Genomic DNA, 16,838 nt, shown 5'->3' on the forward strand with positions numbered 1-16,838 from the left:
GGATACTTTGCCATGAATGTACTTGTCATTGGCAGCGGCGGCCGTGAACACGCGCTTGCGTTCAAAGCCGCTCAAAACCCATCAGTAAAAACTGTATTTGTAGCACCAGGTAACGCTGGTACGGCTTTAGAACCAAAGTTAGAAAACGTTGCAATTGGCGTTGAAGATTTAGATGCATTGGTTGCATTTGCTAAAGAAAACAAAGTTGAGCTCACTATCGTTGGCCCTGAAGCACCACTAGTAATAGGCGTTGTGGATCGCTTCCGCTCTGAAGATTTGGCTATTTTTGGCCCGACTCAAGCAGCAGCACAGCTAGAAGGTTCAAAGTCATTTACCAAAGACTTTTTAGCAAGGCATCAGATCCCAACAGCGGCTTACCAAACGTTTACTGACATTGAGCCTGCGATTGCTTATGTCAAAGAGCAAGGCGCACCGATTGTTGTTAAAGCAGATGGGCTAGCAGCAGGTAAAGGCGTTATCGTCGCGATGACCGAAGCGGAAGCGGAAGAAGCAATCCGTGACATGCTTGCAGGTAACGCATTTGGCGATGCAGGCAGCCGAGTGGTGATTGAAGAGTTCTTAGAAGGTGAAGAAGCGTCATTTATCGTCATGGTTGACGGTAAAAACGTGCTACCTTTTGCCACCAGCCAAGATCACAAACGTGCATATAATGGCGATCAAGGTCCAAATACAGGCGGTATGGGTGCATATTCTCCAGCTCCAGTTGTGACAAAAGACATTCACGACCGTATTATGAATGAAGTGATTTATCCAACAGTACAAGGTATGGCAGCTGAAGGCCACCCTTACACTGGCTTCTTGTATGCGGGCTTGATGATCACAGCCGATGGCACACCTAAGGTTATTGAATATAACTGCCGTTTTGGTGATCCTGAAACACAGCCAATCATGCTGCGTCTACAATCAGACCTTGTGTCACTGATTGAGGCGGCAAACCGCCAAGAGCTAGATCAAACTGAAATTCAATTTGATCCTAGAGCCGCTGTTGGTGTTGTACTAGCTGCAAAAGGCTACCCAGCTAGCTATCCAAAAGGCGATGCAATTTCAGGTCTTCAGGTTAATTACTCTGAAGGTGAAAAAGTATTCCATGCAGGCACTAAGCAGCAAGGGGATGATGTCGTGACAGCGGGTGGACGTGTTTTATGTGCTACAGCGCTAGGCCATACTGTAACAGAAGCACAAAAACGTGCTTATGCACTGGTTAAAGACATTAACTGGGACGGTGTAGAATACCGCACAGACATCGCTTATCGTGCTATAGCTCGTGAGCAGTGATCTTTAATTAGATGAATATACTAAAACGGCTCTCTATGAGCCGTTTTTTATTTACGATACCAAAACGCAAATAAAAACAAAAACCAATATCAATTTCAAACTATTGAAATATCTAATTTTTTTCAATTTACCATTGGTATTTTCCAACTGACTTGCTAGGATCTCCTTTTGTATCATCTTTAGGGGCGTAAAGATGCAGGGCACGTTAAGTAAACTAAAAGCCAGCCTTACCAATCCAATTCAATATCAGCTGCCAATTGGCGACGAGCTGGTTAATCTCAATGACTATTTTGACAAAGAAATTACCTTAACTTTTACGGGTAATATCTATTGCTGCAGTTGTGGTAAAAAAACCAAAAAAAGCTATTCTCAGGGCCACTGCTTTGTGTGTATGAAAAAGCTTGCTAGCTGCGATATGTGCATCATGAAGCCTGAAACATGTCACTATGATCAAGGCACATGCCGAGAGCCAGAGTGGGGAGAGGCCAATTGTATGATCCCTCATTATGTCTATTTAGCCAATACATCTGGCCTCAAAGTCGGCATCACACGCCATACACAGATCCCAACTCGCTGGATCGATCAAGGCGCGACCCAGGCATTACCAATTTTTAAAGTACAAACACGCCTCCAGTCTGGGCTAGTGGAAGTTGCCCTGGCCAATTTCATTGCAGATAAAACTAATTGGCGAAACATGCTAAAAGGCATTAATCCTGAAGTAGACCTCAAGCAAAGTGCACAAGAATTAATTCCTCAGATCCAAGAAAAGCTCGACGAGCTGGCTGAGCTATTTGGTGCAACGGCCATTGAACGTTTAGATGAAGAGGTTGTAGACCTTACCTTCCCTGTTGAGGACTACCCAACAAAAATTAGCTCCTTTAACTTTGATAAAGAGCCGACCGTGAGCGGTGTATTAAAAGGCATTAAAGGGCAATACCTCATTTTTGAAAAAGGCGTCATTAATATTCGTAAGTTTACTTCCTACGAAATCAATTTCTCTGCTTGATAGAACTCACACCAAGCCGCTTGTGAAAGCGGCTTGCAATACAAGTACCCCTGCATAGCATGGCAGCCTAACTTTTGTAAAAAGCGCATTTGCTCTTGCTTCTCTACCCCTTCTGCCACCACATGTAATTTCAATGCTTTGGCCATTGCCACAATCGCGCTGACAATTTCACTATTGCCATACTCATCAGGGATTTTTGCGATAAAGCTAGGATCAATTTTTAAAATATCTATCGGTAACTTAGTAAGATAACTTAACGCCGAATAACCCGTGCCAAAATCATCCAATGCAATGCTTACTCCCATTTTTTTGACACTGCTAAGCACATCCTTGGCACATTGAAAGTTACTAATAAAACAGCCTTCAGTGAGCTCCAGCTCAATTTGGTTTCCCTCTAACTCATACTTACTCAGGGCATTGTGCAATGTAGTAACAAGATCGCCCTGTGTTAAATGCTGCGCAGAAACATTAATCGCTAAATGCCTAACATCAATATTCATCTTTCGCCAATGTGCCAGCTGAGCACATGCCCTATCGATAACCCACTCATCTAACTTAACAATTAAACCCAGCTCCTCTGCCAATGGGATGAACTGTGCGGGGGAAATCATGCCAAGGTTAGGATCATGCCATCTTAATAAGCACTCCAAACTCGTTACACGGCCGCTAACAAGACACTTTAGTGGCTGAAAATAAAGCTCAAACTCGCCATTTTCAAGTGCACTTTGAAAGCGGCTCTGCATGGATAAGCGCTCAAGCGAACGTGCATTCATAGACGCTTTATACATTTGAAATGAATTCCGCCCCAGCTCTTTAGAGCGATACATGGCTACATCGGCGTGCTTCAGTAAGCTTTCACTGTCTGAGCCATCGTCTGGATACATAGATGCCCCCAGTGATGCTGTCGCAGCGACTGAAATATTTCCCAGATTAAAAGACTTATTAAATTGCAATAACAGCTTGTCAGCAAAGGACACAACAGAGTCCATATCAGCCACTTCAGTTAGAAGTACAACAAACTCATCTCCACCGAGTCGAGCAAGGGTATCTCCTTCTTTTAGAATACTTTTGATCCGCTCACTCACTTGCATTAGCAGTTTATCCCCAGCGCTGTGTCCGAGCGTATCATTCACTTCTTTGAAGCGGTCTAAATCAATAAACATAACACTGATTTTATGCTGGTCGCGATGCGCTGATGCCAATGCCATGGAGAGCCTGTCATAAAATAATCGGCGATTTGGTAGTCCAGTTAGTTCATCAAAATAGGCTAAACGCGCAATTTTTTCTTCTGCATTCTTTCGCTCAGTAATATCACTGAATATTGCTGCATAGAGGATTTCATCACTATAAGGGTCGTTAATTTCTATGATTGTGAGCCACTCAACATAAATATCTCCCGTTTTTTTCTTATTGCAGATCTCGCCTTGCCAAACCCCTTTTTCTTTTAACGCCGCCCACATTGTGTTGTAGTAGCCCTCGTCGTGCATACCTGAACTCAAAATGCTAGGCTTCTTACCTATCACCTCATAATCCTGATAGCCGGTTAATGCACTAAATGCGGGATTGATTTGAATGATTTCGCCGCTGCTGCGGGTGATCATAATGCCATCCAATGAAGCGTCGATTATTCTATTAGCAAGGTAGAGGTTTTTCTCAGATTTACGAAGGGCAATATCTCGCTGTGCTAGTACATTTTCTAACTCACTACAGTACGCTGTTTCTATTTCAGTAAGGACATTTTTTAGTGCTAATAAACCAACAACTTGGGTGGTAGATTTATCACGTACAACAAGGTGACGTATCGATTTCGCAGTCATCTTTCTATATGCATCAAATAGACTTTCATCCGGCGTCATAGACAGCATAGGAAAGCTTGCTAACTCCCAGCATGGCTGTTGCCAGTGCGGCTCTAAAATCGCATACGCAATATCACGCTGGGTAATAATGCCATACTCTTTCAACTGTTCGTGATAGACCAATACCGCTGTTGCTCGTTTATGTCGCATGACTTCAATCGCCTCACTAACACACTGACAACTGTCTAGCACACTCACATCGCTGTCAAAGTGATCTTCTATGGGGCGAAAGTGCAGATAATGATCCAAGCCTTGGTTACGAACAATATCGGATAAAGAGACAACGCCCGAAGGCTCATTATTGTAGTCTTTAACCAGTAAATGCCTGATCCCAAGTTGATGTAATTTGATGGTTGCTTCGCTAAGTGTCATATCAAGCAAAATATCATGAACGGGTGAGGTCATGACCTGCCTAATTGGCAGCTGGGAAAGGTGAATACGCTTTAGATCTAGTTTCACGCAATCAGACTCAGTCCATATGCCCACAATACAACCCTGATGCGTAACAAAGATCGAGCTGACATTGTGCTGACGCATTTTTACTAATGCATCATATAAACTGGTTGATTCATCACATGATAATAAGCTAGTCGAAAACACGTCTTTAATTTTCAGCTGACGTGAGTCACCTATCATAAGCACTTTCCTCGCATTCTAACTACCATCTTGAGTATACTAAGCTGTCTTTCGCTAACTTTGACTGAGAACAAATAATGACGATTAAATCATACCCATTAGTGCTGATATTCGACCAAAGTATAGAGTACATTGAGTGCGAAGAAGATTTACAAGAAAGTCTCTATTACCTGTCTGAAACCCAAACTAAAACAGCAACATGTATAGATTTCGAGGGCCGTTTTTCAGGGTTAAATGGACAGGGAAAAGCCCCGCTTAGTTATGAGTTTTTAACGCTATTAGTGCAACAAAAATTAGCTGAGGAAGGACAGTGCTGCACTGCAAAAATACAAATTACAGAGCTAGAACAGGTATTTAGTTTAATGAGAGAAACTGTGTAGACCGCTAGTATTCGGCAAGGGTTCTCACATGTGTTTCAACACTGCGACCGAGTGAGGACAGCTCATATCCCCCTTCCAAATAAGAGATGATACCGAGGCAGTCAAGCTCTTTACTCAATTGCGCAATCTGCAAAGTAAGCCAAGCATAATCGTTTTCAACAAATTTAAGCCCGCCCATATCATCTTCTAAATGCGCATCAAAGCCTGCGCTTATAATAATGAGCTCAGGTTGAAAGTCACGCAGTTTAGGCTGCCACTGCTGGGTGTATAACGCACGCAGATCGGTACCATCGCTGGCAGCTGGTAGAGGAGAGTTAACAACTGTATCCGTATTTTCTATTTCAGTATTAGGGTAAAACGGATATTGAAATAGCGAACAAAAGAGCACATTGGGATCTGATTTAACGATTGCCTGAGTGCCATCTCCATGATGTACATCAATGTCCAAAATAGCGATGCGTTTAACACCTTTACTTTGTGCATATTTAGTGGCTATTGCGACATTATTAAAGACACAAAACCCCGCAGACTGATCTTCATATGCATGATGGCCTGGCGGTCTCACTGAGCAAAAAGCGGCATCATGACGGCCTTCTAGCACTTCATCAACGGCCATTATCCCTGCCCCCACTGCTCGCTCTATGGCTTTTAACGAGTCTTTGCATAGCCAGGTATCACCATCTAAATCCACCAGCCCTTGCTCAGGGATAGAGTTTAAAACACGCTCAACATGTGCCTCATTATGAGCTAAAGCATAATGAGACACCTCTGCTTTAGGGGCCATCAAGTGCGTGACAGCAATATCCAACCCAGACGCTAAAATACGATCTGCAATAGCGTCTAAACGCTCTGCGCACTCAGGGTGTTCTGCCGTCATTTTATGTCTGCGGCAAAGTGGGTGAGATATAATCGCTGTACGCATATCGCTGTCCTTAAAATTCTGAATTAACAGTGTATCAAAGTAGACATTAGCGTACCTTGATACTTTGGTGTGATATTTAACGCCCCTAAACTTGCTTTATAAGATTACGGTACCGCCCTTAAATCTAAATTATGAAAATCAAAACTAAAGTCCGTAATCTTAGGGTTAACCCACTCCATATCAGCGCTTTGTACTTGCTGCTTGTCATTCAACTTAAAATGGATATAGGCATCTGCCTCAAGCAGCTTTTCATGCCACTTAACCACAAATGTATTGCCATCGTGATGATGCAATGTCCCTTTCAAAAGTTTTGTATGGGTAAAATCGATATGAAGCTGGCCTGCAATTTCCTCCACAATGACATCACCATACCACGGACTACGAAGAGTACCTGTGTAGTCGCTAAGTGGCAGGCTCGCTGTTTTCGTAGCCACCTTTTTCGGGCCCATATTAGCGTATAATGATGCGCGCTTTTGCTTAAACTCCTGATAACTATCTAATACCCAATCTCTGGGTTCTAAATCAAGTGCCTGTTCAAACACCTCATTGGTGATTGCTCTAATTGCAGGGTAAGCATGCTGGTTAGAGAGTATAACCACACCCAAACCTTTTTCTGGGATCATAGCAACTTGTGAACCCATACCTAAAATTCCACCCATATGACCCACGCGCTTATAACCAAAATAGCTTTCAACCGCCCAGCCTAGTGCATATCCTTTAAAATCTTGTTTAAACGCAACACGATCCGACTCATTAGGTATCCTCATTATCTGCGGGTGCCACAAGTACTGGTGTGTTTCAGGGTTTATTAATTGCTTGCTAGTCGGGGTTTTTCCTTTGTTTACCTGTGTTTGCAACCATTTTGTCATATCTGTGACATTAGAGGAGATGGCACCTGCCCCGCGAAAATCTTCCAAATAATCACCGACAAACTCTTCTAACTGTTCGTCATACTTAATTGTGCCAGTTGCAAAGTTTGTATTGCCTTTATCAATGCGAGAGAAAGACGCGTAAGAGTTGTTAATACCCACCAGTGGAAAAATCCGTGTTTCAATAAACTCGTGCCAACTAACACCACTTACTCTGGCAACGACTTCCCCGGCGACCACAAACATCAAATTGTTATAGTGATACTCAGTGCGTACAGGCGCGACAGGTTTGATATGTTTTAGCCCTGCTAAAATTTCTTTTATTGATTTGTCGGTATCAGGCCAGATCATTAGATCCCCAGCGCCTAATGCTAGGCCGCTGCGATGACTCAACAAATCACGAATCGTCATCTGCTCTGTCAACGCTTGGCTATAAAGCTGAAATTCAGGCAAATGCTTTGTTACCGGATCGTCCCAATTCAATTTACCTTCCTCGACCAGCATCCCAAGTGCTGTGGCCGTGAATGCTTTACTGTTAGATGCGATCCCAAACAGGGTATGTTCATCAACGATGTCACTCTTACCGTACTGTCTGATCCCATATCCCTTTGCTAAAACCACTTTGCCGTCATGCACTATCCCAATTGCCAGCCCAGGAATTTCAAAACTATCCATAGCCTGTTGAACTGATTTCTCAACCTCAGACAACTGAGGCGCCGTCAAAGCAACAGCGTTGCTACCCATTATCAAGGTCGTTGCACAGCATAACGTGCGCCAAAGAGCTTTTCTCATATCCATATTGCCTTATTTATATATATTTAATTCTAATACTTGTTTCTTTATATCCGCATCTGCGGTGCTTTTTTGCATCTTTATCATTTCAATATAGTCGCTTGGAAACCCGTGCTCTTGTGCCCCAACAAGGACGTGATGCGTATACCAATCGAAAGGGAGCTCTTTATTTATGAATGTATTCGCAACGTAACAATGCACGCAGGCATGGCTGCCTTTTCCCATCAATACGTTGAATTGAGCACGGTCATAACGCGACCCTTCGATATCATCTAAATGAGATATTTGCGCATGGCTCAAGACATATACCGCGCCATAAACCACGCTCTGCTCAGTACTTTTGATGATATTACACTTCGCAGAGCCATCAGTACTGAGCATATCAAAAGTAAGCTGATATCCTTGTAGTGTGGCAATTCCTTTTAGCTTAACGTGAGGTAGCCTCTGCTTGAGCCTTAGAGACGACAAATTTGAGCCGTATGCAAAATATAAATACTCGTCATTACCCATTTCTCCCCCTATAAAACAACGCGCATAGCCAGCAAGATTAAAACAACACCAATCCCACGATCAAACCAGTGTCCGGCACGATGGAAAAAACTTCTTACTCGAGATTTGGATAAAAACACGGACAATAACGAAAACCAAACCCAAGTTGCCAAAGCCATATACAAACCGTAAAAAATTTGTACAGCCTGTGGTGTTTCTGGATCAATCATGAGTGTAAATAATGAAAGGAAGAATAGCGTTGCTTTTGGGTTAAGGGCGTTCACTAAAAACCCTCGTCTTAGAGCTTTAAAGTCAGACTCACTATCTCTCGCCCCTTGGATAGATTCCATTGGCTCAACATTTTTTTGTGCTCTAAGGGCTTGCACTCCCATGTATGCTAAATAGGCACCCGCAGCATACTTGAATAAACTAAATAAATCTGGAGATTTTGACAGCACAAGTGCCACCCCCAACAAGCAGTATGAAACATGTACAAAAATCCCTAAACCGACGCCTGCACTGGTATAAAGCGCATTTCTTCGCCCTTGCTGTACACTTTGCTTTAACACAATCGCAAAATCAGGCCCTGGGCTTGCCACTGCAAAAAAGTGTGCAACAGCAATAATTAAAAACTCATCTAGATACTCAAGCACGGCTGCGATCCTCAAGGGCTAACAGCATAGGATCCGCAGAGGTCTGTAATATTTTTTTTAGTTGCTTTTGCGCTTTTTTGAACATGCCCTTTAAATGAGGCTTCAGATGCTTTCCGCCCTGTTCGTCGCCTTTAAAGTGACATACTAACGCATGCAAAAATATACTTTCCTGTTCATTAAGTGCTGCCTGACGGTTGGCATACGGGTTATAGCACGACCCGCATCCACCTCTAAAATGATAGGCGGTATTACATATCATGGTGCCAAACCCCATAAATATCGCCAGTACATCCGCTGCTACCGGTAAGTTTTGCTGACCGCCTGGCGGTACTTTACCAACTTGGTGAATGAGTATTAACGCCATACTTCCCGCCATACTTGCCACAAGATCTTGTGGTTGATTGATTTGGTTTGGATTATACGAGACGTGCACTGGTAAGCTTGGTTTATTGACTAATGCCACTTCCTCTCCTCGCAACCCGCCTGACAACGAAAAACGAGGAAATGTCTGCTGCATTGACATCATTTGCGGTGACGTTAAGGCTATCGGCCACTGTGTTAAACCTGCGTAGCTTCTGACTCGCTGAAAAACGGACTGAGCCATTTCATCGACGCTTGTGACACGATCGGGAAAATACTGCTCTGTTGGCTGCACAATCTGAGTATTTTTTAAAAAATACTCACTATCAAAATGCTCAGCCGCCCATAGAAACAGCTCGACCAAAGATTGCGACTCTTCAGATTCTAATAATGGTTTGGGTTTAAAAATTGATAACATATATTCAATCGACACGACCAGATAATCATTACTCAACACCTTACCAAGTCACATTAAGTTAAAGCAAGGTAAGCAGATGATTAAATAGCATTAAACCTTGTCTGGCTTTAGCCATCAGCTTTGTTTAGATTTGATTTCTGACTTGGATAAGCTGCAGAAGCCACTTATTATAGTCACCCTTCATAAGCAATTAAAACAGACTATGCCACATATCATTATCGAACACTCAGCTTCGCTGCAGTGTGACCTTACACATTTAACCCAATCTATACATCAAAGCACCATAGAAACTAACTTGTTTGATGAGCAAACCATAAAGACACGTCGAATTGCATTTGCTGAATGTATTCTTGGCAGTGGCAAGCTGGACTTTGTTCACATTCAAGTCCACTTATTGGTCGGTAGAACACAAGCGCAAAAACAAATACTCAGCGAAAAGTTACTTAGCACACTAGAAAGTTTATTGCCTGAATCGGTAAGTTTAAGCGTTCATCCGTATGATTTAGATCCTGCTATTTATCGCAAAAATTAAATCATTCATAATACGTAAGTATTTGGACCCGTTTAACAAGAGTAAATAAATGAAATTTCCATGTCGTATAGATAAATTTGTCAGCCACATAAATGAACTGCCTCGCAGCAAAGTAAAAATACTCATTAAAAAAGGAGAAGTGGCAATAAATGGCATTGTGACAAAAAAAAGTGACGTGCAAATAGGTGCTGATGACCTAATCGAAGTAAGTGGTAAGCAACTGAAGTATCTAGGTAAAAGGTATTTCATGCTCAATAAACCTCAAGGTTATGTGTGTGCTAATCACGATGAATTGCACCCCACTGTTTTTGACTTGCTTAATGAGCCGAACTTAAAAGATTTTCATGTCGCGGGTAGGCTAGACATAGATACAACAGGGCTGGTATTAATCACCAATGATGGCGACTGGTCACATCAAATCACCTCCCCAAAAAAACAAAAATTCAAGACTTACCTTGTTGAAACAAAAGAAATAATTACCGAAGAATCTTTAGAAAAACTACGCCATGGCGTCGCTTTACATAATGAAAAGCAACTGACCCGTCCAGCACAGGCAGAAGCGATTGATAAATATGCGTTACGGTTGTCGATCTGCGAAGGAAAATACCATCAAGTTAAGCGTATGCTCGCAGCCGTTGAAAACCATGTAGTTGAATTGCATAGAGAAAAAATAAGTGGCATCACATTGGACACCAATCTGGCACAGGGTGAATATCGCCCATTGACTCAGCAAGAAGTTGACATAATCAATGCAAAATAGGCCGCAATAAAGTCGTCATATGAGTAAAAATCATCTAATTTTTACTTATATACGGTTAAGCCCTACTTACATAGCGCGCTCAAACATGATAAATCATAAAGGTAGGAGTGCCATCAACTTTTAACTGACTCTGCTAAGGTGCATATTGTGTTTTCGACCCTGACTTTACGACTAAAAATAATCTTTTTCGCAGCAGCAATTTTTATCGCCTTAATTTCTGTTGCTGTGCTTGGGCTACAATCACTTCGCCATGCGAGCGAAACAGATAACATTGCACGCATTAATCAATTGATGAAAAGTACAGTCAACATCGTTGAGCAATTTGAAAACTTTGTCAGGTCGGGCGACTTAACCGAGCAAGAAGCCAAAAAACTTGCAGCCCAAATATTAAGAGAAAACAAGTATCACGACTCTGAATATGTCTATGTTGTTGATGAGCAACTAAACTTTGTTGCCGCACCTCATGACCCTCAATTACACGGTACAAGCTTCAATGATTTCAAAGACGCCAGCGGTAACAGTATTGGCAGACTGGTAGAGCGCAAAGTAGGAAATAACACCAATCGAATTATTACATACCACTGGAACTCTGAACGAAATGGTGAAGTTGTAGATCTCACCTCTGTTGTACAGAAAACGTCTCTATTTGGTTGGTACGTTGGCACCGGGATCAGCTACAAAGAAGTAGATGAAAGATATTGGGAAACAGCAAGCTGGTTACTAACCCTCTCATTGATCATTGCGATTGCACTCACTTTTACCGTTGCACGTTATGGCCTATCCCTCTCCAATAAGCTTGGCGCAGAACTCAATGATGTGCTCGATATCGTAAGGCAAGTGTCCCACGGTAATTTAACTTCGCGAATTGACACCTCAAATGCCAAAGATTACAGCATCATGGCAGCCATGCATTATATGCAAGATGGTTTAAAGGGCGTTGTGAGCGGATTAATGGTCGTCAGTGACAAATTAAAAGAACAGAGCTTTGATGGTGAGGCACGGTCCAATGACTTAGAAAGCTTAACTTTAAGTCTCAGTGAAGAAACACAGATGGTCGCTTCGGCTATTACCGAGCTCACCGCGTCAGCCCAAACTGTCGTGGAACATGCAGAACAAGCCGCATTCTCAGTTCAGGAAGCCGAAAACCAAGGACAAAATGCAGATAGGCTGACCTCCAATGCCACCGAAGCAATCGCCCTTTTAGAGCAACAGATAGACAGTGCTGGAAACAATATTCAAGCGCTCGATGAAGAGGTTAACAACATTGCAAACGTACTGAGTGTCATACAAAGTATTGCAGAGCAAACCAACCTACTTGCTCTAAACGCCGCCATTGAAGCCGCTCGAGCTGGAGAACAAGGTCGAGGTTTTGCCGTCGTAGCTGATGAAGTACGCCAACTGGCGCAAAGAACTCAGTCGAGCACCGAAGAAATTCATACCATGATAGGTAATTTACAATCAGCTACCCAAGAAGCAAAGTCATCCGTTGCTCTAAGTATCGCCACCAGTGAAAAGACAGTGACTATGTCATCGGAAGCAAGTGAAGCGTTACGTAGTGTCGCCACTTCATTAAGTGCTATTTCTCAAATGAGTGACCAAATAGCATTGGCAGCAAAAGAGCAGCTAACCGCAGGCGAAGATACCGCCAAACGAGTCGTGATCATCTCCGACACAGCTTCTCAAACAGCCAGTGTCTCGCAACAAGCACACACAGCAACAGACAGCATTAAAGCACAAGCGACACAGTTAGAAAGCGAAATGGCGAAATTTAAGTTGTAATATCACAAGATTATCATTAATCAATTTTACAAAATAGAATGGGGACATTCTACCTTTTCTATTTTGGGTAATTTTTTACACAAACTGGCCTGAATTTAGCATCTTATTTTTTTGTAAAAAAATGTTTAACTCCAAATTATTTGGTGTTAAATTCAATGAGTCACCCATATAAAATCGACCATTAAGTGTGAGGGTAACACCAAGAAACACTTCTTTTTTATTAGGCTTTGTGACGCTTCTTCTGGTAAAGCAGTAAGGCTTGCGTTGTGCCTGTTGCCATTGGAAACTAAAGAATGTTTAACATTCATTTAGCTGACTAGACGATAATGAAATAAGGATAATCACTATGAAGATGATTGCTAACAAACAATGCCGTTTAATTGCGGGCGGTTCAGGTTTATTAGGTCCAGCGGACCCTTTTTCAGAAGGGCGAAAAACCCGACAAGAGATGCTTGTTGTACATTCAAACCATAGGGCAGCATCGCCCATCAAAAACTCTTAATTAGTTTTTAAGTTAAGCATTATTTATGGCAAAACAGTTTGCATTCAAAGATCTACTACTGCCTTATGTAGTTATGGTAGTAGTGATCTTTATTATTCAAGACGCGACCTACTTCTTTTTTTTGGCTTATATATCAATTATTTCTTTAGTATTTTTGATAGGGCACAGACTAAGAGACGTTAACATATGTTCAATTTCATTCATTGCGATGATCCCAGTTTTATTTGAAAACATTATTTTTACAACTGGGTTAATTAGCTTAGTATCTACACCAGGTGACAGATTAATACAAAATAGCCTCATCTATGGCGTGCATTTGTTTAAGGAACTCATAATTTTAGTACCTTTGACATACCGAGTTGAGATTTCAAAGCGATTGTTTCCCAAACACAAAATACGCTACACCTTTGCTGATAGCATTTTACCCTGGCTATGCTTAATCAGCGCTGCAATTAGTTTTTTCGCATTAATCGAAAATTATATACGCAACGGTAAAGGCTACGATATGACTTTCTTTTATTATGCGTTCGATGTGACAGGTTACTTAAATTATTCAATATTTTGCGGTGTACTCGTTGTACTCACTTTTTTGACCTATAAAGAAGCCTATGATTTTAAAGTGCCTTCTATCCGGCGCTGATATATTAATGAAAAGGGTTTGTTAAAGGCAGCATATGACTGTTAGATAGCATGTTTAGATCAAAGTAACGCTGCAGTAATGCATTGTAAGCACCACTGTGCTTCAACTTTTTCAAACCTATTTCAAGGTTTTTAGCAAGCTCAGCTTTATCCTTGTTCACGAAAAAGTAAAAACGAGCAGGATAAGACAAATAGTAATCCGGCACTATCATGAGTGCAGGGTTATTTTGATTGAGTAACTCAGATTGTGCCTCAACGATAGAGCGAGGGAAATAATCCGCCTTCTTGTGTAAGACCATATCAAACATGGCTTGATAATTTACAATGGGTTTAACGCTCAAGCCATTGCTTGAAAGGATTTTTGTATCTGGCCAATCATGCCCTTGCACCGCAGTGAACCTGCTCAGCTGCGCTAACTCTGTAATACGTTTAAAGCGCTTATATTGTGCTTTATGAATAATGAGAACGCGCTTACCGATTAGGCCATCAAATAATGGAAATTTGACTGCTATTGCCAGCTTTTCTCTTGCTGGGCTTGTCATGCTCCAGTGCAAATCAACTAGCCCTTTACTTAAAGCCATTAGAGTGCGCTGCTGATGAGGATGTACTTTGACATGCTCAATGTTTACGTCGTATTCAGCTGCTTTCAAAGCTTGCTGTAACAACTCATACAGAAATAGGTCGCGATCATAAAGTGGACGCTGCTCTTTAGCGACATAAATTGTTTCTTTTACATCCTGTGCTGCACTCGTACAAGCCAAAGATAGTAAGCAAAAGCCAATAAACTGTCTGATCATCATCTTCCCCAAACCTATTAAGTTACTCAGTAACTACGACGGTATAAATTACTATATATAACATAAGCGAGAATTTCCCTTCGCCTTAAGTATATATATTTCATAATATATCGCCTTGAAGCAATAAGTTTGTTCACGAAAATTAAATTCACCGTATCATTCGCACAGATTATTCCACTCTTTGCTTATAATCTCAAAAGTCGTACTGTGTAATTGCATTAAAGATGATTAACTGCTGTTTCAAGCCTCACCATTGGCGCACTCGGCTTTCGACGATTACAGACAAATAAATAACTATTGCGATAACGCTTAGCTTCTTTTTTAGCATCTGTTGCCAAAGCCGCTACCTGGTGACTATTTTTACAGGACTCTACATCAGGGCTCACAAGACCAATAGATAAAGTCAGTAACGGTACAAATTGCTTTTGCCCTTCTCGATTAGTAGCCCAGTAGCCACCAGCTGCAACATGCTCAGGCGTAAATAGAGATTTAGAACGCGCTTCAAACTGCTCAATGATCTGATGGCAAAGCGACTCAGCATCGGCTTGATCAAACACCACCATAAAGTCATCTCCACCAATGTGCCCGACAAAGCACTGACTGTGCTGACATACCTGCAGAGTGACATCAGCTAGCAATTTAATGACACTATCTCCACTGGCATAGCCATACAAATCGTTAAACTGTTTGAAGTGGTTTAAATCAATATAAGCCAATGAAAAACGGTGCTTAGCACGAAGACGCTGTTCTATGGCCTCATTAATGGCGACATTGCCCGGTAACATAGTGAGCGGGTTTGCATGCTGCGCATGGCGGATTTTATCTTCAGTAATATGTTTTAAAATATCCCGAAGAGGCGCCAAGCCTATATACTCACCTTCTTTAGTGATAACAATATGTCGCCTAATATCAAATTCATTTTCAGTAATGAGCTGACTGACAAAATCTAACTGCTGTTGTTCATCAACGATCAGAGGCTGTTTATCCATCAATTTAACGACAGGCTTTTTATCAAATAATGCGTGACCATAAGGTGCCGCAAAGACCTCTGTAAGCTGATCCCTATGTAATAGCCCGACAGGCTGTCGCGCATCATTGAGCACTGCGAGACTTGTCAGGCCTTTATTCTGTTCAAAACGACGGTGGGCATCTATACACTGCGTACTCATATGAATCGCAGGCACATCGTGAGCCAGCCAGCCAATGGCCATGGACTGTTCGAATTGACTCGCAGCAGGTTCTGATTGAAATTGCGCATTGAGTATATCACGAGGATCAATCGCTAAATCGTTAGACTCAGCGCTAGGTCTTGCCAATAAAAACCCTTGCGCGTTTACTATCCCCATTTTTTTGAGCAATTTTAATTCTTCATCACGCTCTATACCTTCAGCAATCACAGCTGTATTGGTTGCTTTAGCAAGCTCAATGATGGACTTAAGAAACTCTCTTTTCACGATGCTTTGATCGCAGTAATCAATAAAATAACGATCTACTTTGACAAAATCAGGACAAAGTTCCGACCACTGCTTTAGCCCAGAGTAACCCGCGCCTAAGTCATCTATCGCAATTTGAAAGCCCAACTGACGATAATGCGATATGGTTTTTAGCAACAGAAAACCATCATCCACTTTATCTTGCTCTGTCACCTCAATTACCACACGGCTGCTATTTAAGCCTGCTTCTTCAATCAGGTGCAACGTCTCCCCTTTTGGGTGATGAGGGTCGAGCAAGGCTTTAGGGCTCACATTTAAAAATAGTTTGCCCGGCAAGTTTAATGCAGCAAACTGGGCGATGGCTTTTTTACGACAAAGCAGCTCAAGTTCAGATAGTCGGTCATACTTACTGGCCGCCGCAAACATCTTATCAGGTTGCGCTAACTCATTGTTTACACTACCGCGACTCAATGCTTCAAAGCCAAGTATCTGCTCTTTTGCAATATCAAAAATGGGTTGAAACATTGGATATACAGCTTCATTTCGCAGAATGTCATCCAATATGACGTTTAAAGGGTCCACTGAAACAACCAAACTCAATTCAAGTGTTTAATAATCGAGCAAAATATCAAAGATTTATGACAGTTAGATTGCAATCCAATGGTATTTACCAATATTGGGGATAAATATGAAGAGAGTAAGTAGACCGAAAATAAGAA

At 41.9% G+C, this 16,838-nt stretch carries 16 protein-coding genes; 8 read left to right on the forward strand and 8 right to left on the reverse strand.

The annotated features are described in order from the left end of the window. Positions 1-12: 12 nt before the first annotated feature. The gene (purD, locus tag L1077_RS05880; protein ID WP_237135986.1) at positions 13-1,296 is read left to right on the forward strand and encodes a phosphoribosylamine--glycine ligase; all 1,284 of its coding nucleotides are present in this window, start codon (positions 13-15) and stop codon (positions 1,294-1,296) included. 193 nt (positions 1,297-1,489) lie between these two features. Then, positions 1,490-2,302 (forward strand): DUF2797 domain-containing protein, encoded by an 813-nt coding sequence (locus L1077_RS05885; RefSeq protein WP_237135987.1) that lies wholly within the window; start codon positions 1,490-1,492, stop codon positions 2,300-2,302. On the opposite strand, the gene L1077_RS05890 is transcribed toward L1077_RS05885, so the two are convergent. Continuing rightward, positions 2,278-4,794 carry an EAL domain-containing protein gene (locus L1077_RS05890; protein ID WP_237135988.1) on the reverse strand — a complete coding sequence of 839 codons (2,517 nt, stop codon included), beginning with the start codon at positions 4,792-4,794 and terminating at the stop codon, positions 2,278-2,280. The genes L1077_RS05885 and L1077_RS05890 overlap by 25 nt on opposite strands. A gap of 77 nt (positions 4,795-4,871) precedes the next feature. Here L1077_RS05890 and L1077_RS05895 point away from each other — a divergent pair, with 77 nt between their 5' ends. Then, positions 4,872-5,174: a DUF4144 domain-containing protein gene (locus tag L1077_RS05895; protein WP_237135989.1), complete on the forward strand. Its 303-nt coding sequence runs from the start codon at positions 4,872-4,874 to the stop codon at positions 5,172-5,174. 4 nt (positions 5,175-5,178) lie between these two features. On the opposite strand, the gene L1077_RS05900 is transcribed toward L1077_RS05895, so the two are convergent. The 5 genes from L1077_RS05900 to L1077_RS05920 form a co-directional block, all read right to left on the reverse strand. Further along, positions 5,179-6,096, reverse strand: a complete 918-nt coding sequence (locus tag L1077_RS05900; protein ID WP_237135990.1) for a histone deacetylase family protein — start codon at positions 6,094-6,096, stop codon at positions 5,179-5,181. 104 nt (positions 6,097-6,200) lie between these two features. Further along, entirely contained in the window at positions 6,201-7,757 is a 1,557-nt protein-coding gene (locus L1077_RS05905; RefSeq protein WP_237135991.1) for a serine hydrolase, read from the reverse strand. A gap of 12 nt (positions 7,758-7,769) precedes the next feature. Then, positions 7,770-8,267 (reverse strand): gamma-glutamylcyclotransferase family protein, encoded by a 498-nt coding sequence (locus L1077_RS05910; RefSeq protein ID WP_237135992.1) that lies wholly within the window; start codon positions 8,265-8,267, stop codon positions 7,770-7,772. Between the two features lie 8 nt (positions 8,268-8,275). Then, positions 8,276-8,899 carry a LysE family translocator gene (locus tag L1077_RS05915; RefSeq protein ID WP_237135993.1) on the reverse strand — a complete coding sequence of 208 codons (624 nt, stop codon included), beginning with the start codon at positions 8,897-8,899 and terminating at the stop codon, positions 8,276-8,278. Beyond that, positions 8,892-9,677, reverse strand: coding sequence for a hypothetical protein (locus L1077_RS05920; RefSeq protein ID WP_237136118.1), 786 nt, complete (start codon positions 9,675-9,677; stop codon positions 8,892-8,894). The genes L1077_RS05915 and L1077_RS05920 overlap by 8 nt, the downstream gene beginning before the upstream one ends. A 202-nt stretch (positions 9,678-9,879) precedes the next feature. On the opposite strand from L1077_RS05920, the gene L1077_RS05925 reads away from it, so the two are divergent. From L1077_RS05925 to L1077_RS05945, 5 genes are all read left to right on the forward strand, one after another. Further along, the gene (locus L1077_RS05925) at positions 9,880-10,209 is read left to right on the forward strand and encodes a 5-carboxymethyl-2-hydroxymuconate Delta-isomerase (RefSeq protein WP_063361516.1); all 330 of its coding nucleotides are present in this window, start codon (positions 9,880-9,882) and stop codon (positions 10,207-10,209) included. A 49-nt stretch (positions 10,210-10,258) separates the two neighbouring features. Next, positions 10,259-10,969: a 16S rRNA pseudouridine(516) synthase RsuA gene (gene rsuA, locus L1077_RS05930; RefSeq protein ID WP_237135994.1), complete on the forward strand. Its 711-nt coding sequence runs from the start codon at positions 10,259-10,261 to the stop codon at positions 10,967-10,969. Positions 10,970-11,116: 147 nt separating this feature from the next. Continuing rightward, positions 11,117-12,748 (forward strand): methyl-accepting chemotaxis protein, encoded by a 1,632-nt coding sequence (locus L1077_RS05935; protein WP_237135995.1) that lies wholly within the window; start codon positions 11,117-11,119, stop codon positions 12,746-12,748. Between the two features lie 346 nt (positions 12,749-13,094). Continuing rightward, positions 13,095-13,250, forward strand: a complete 156-nt coding sequence (locus L1077_RS05940; RefSeq protein WP_237135996.1) for a hypothetical protein — start codon at positions 13,095-13,097, stop codon at positions 13,248-13,250. A 25-nt stretch (positions 13,251-13,275) separates the two neighbouring features. Further along, a complete protein-coding gene (locus L1077_RS05945; RefSeq protein WP_196760683.1) occupies positions 13,276-13,890 on the forward strand; it encodes a hypothetical protein in 615 nt (204 codons plus the stop codon). Positions 13,891-13,894: 4 nt separating this feature from the next. Here L1077_RS05945 and L1077_RS05950 read toward each other — a convergent pair whose 3' ends face one another. Together L1077_RS05950 and L1077_RS05955 are read right to left on the reverse strand one after the other, a co-directional pair. Next, a complete protein-coding gene (locus tag L1077_RS05950; protein WP_237135997.1) occupies positions 13,895-14,689 on the reverse strand; it encodes a substrate-binding periplasmic protein in 795 nt (264 codons plus the stop codon). Between the two features lie 215 nt (positions 14,690-14,904). Then, positions 14,905-16,644, reverse strand: a complete 1,740-nt coding sequence (locus L1077_RS05955; RefSeq protein ID WP_237136119.1) for a bifunctional diguanylate cyclase/phosphodiesterase — start codon at positions 16,642-16,644, stop codon at positions 14,905-14,907. Positions 16,645-16,838 lie beyond the last annotated feature (194 nt).

The sequence above is a fragment of the Pseudoalteromonas luteoviolacea genome, from assembly GCF_021654285.1.
Classification (GTDB): domain Bacteria; phylum Pseudomonadota; class Gammaproteobacteria; order Enterobacterales; family Alteromonadaceae; genus Pseudoalteromonas; species Pseudoalteromonas luteoviolacea_J.

Coding starts and splice junctions, on each gene's coding strand:
- purD (WP_237135986.1), top strand. CDS start 13: ATGAATGTACTTGTCATTGGCAGCGGCGGCCGTGAACACGCGCTTGCG.
- L1077_RS05885 (WP_237135987.1), top strand. CDS start 1,490: ATGCAGGGCACGTTAAGTAAACTAAAAGCCAGCCTTACCAATCCAATT.
- L1077_RS05890 (WP_237135988.1), bottom strand. CDS start 4,794: ATGATAGGTGACTCACGTCAGCTGAAAATTAAAGACGTGTTTTCGACT.
- L1077_RS05895 (WP_237135989.1), top strand. CDS start 4,872: ATGACGATTAAATCATACCCATTAGTGCTGATATTCGACCAAAGTATA.
- L1077_RS05900 (WP_237135990.1), bottom strand. CDS start 6,096: ATGCGTACAGCGATTATATCTCACCCACTTTGCCGCAGACATAAAATG.
- L1077_RS05905 (WP_237135991.1), bottom strand. CDS start 7,757: ATGAGAAAAGCTCTTTGGCGCACGTTATGCTGTGCAACGACCTTGATA.
- L1077_RS05910 (WP_237135992.1), bottom strand. CDS start 8,267: ATGGGTAATGACGAGTATTTATATTTTGCATACGGCTCAAATTTGTCG.
- L1077_RS05920 (WP_237136118.1), bottom strand. CDS start 9,677: ATGTTATCAATTTTTAAACCCAAACCATTATTAGAATCTGAAGAGTCG.
- L1077_RS05925 (WP_063361516.1), top strand. CDS start 9,880: ATGCCACATATCATTATCGAACACTCAGCTTCGCTGCAGTGTGACCTT.
- rsuA (WP_237135994.1), top strand. CDS start 10,259: ATGAAATTTCCATGTCGTATAGATAAATTTGTCAGCCACATAAATGAA.
- L1077_RS05940 (WP_237135996.1), top strand. CDS start 13,095: ATGAAGATGATTGCTAACAAACAATGCCGTTTAATTGCGGGCGGTTCA.
- L1077_RS05945 (WP_196760683.1), top strand. CDS start 13,276: ATGGCAAAACAGTTTGCATTCAAAGATCTACTACTGCCTTATGTAGTT.
- L1077_RS05950 (WP_237135997.1), bottom strand. CDS start 14,689: ATGATGATCAGACAGTTTATTGGCTTTTGCTTACTATCTTTGGCTTGT.
- L1077_RS05955 (WP_237136119.1), bottom strand. CDS start 16,644: ATGTTTCAACCCATTTTTGATATTGCAAAAGAGCAGATACTTGGCTTT.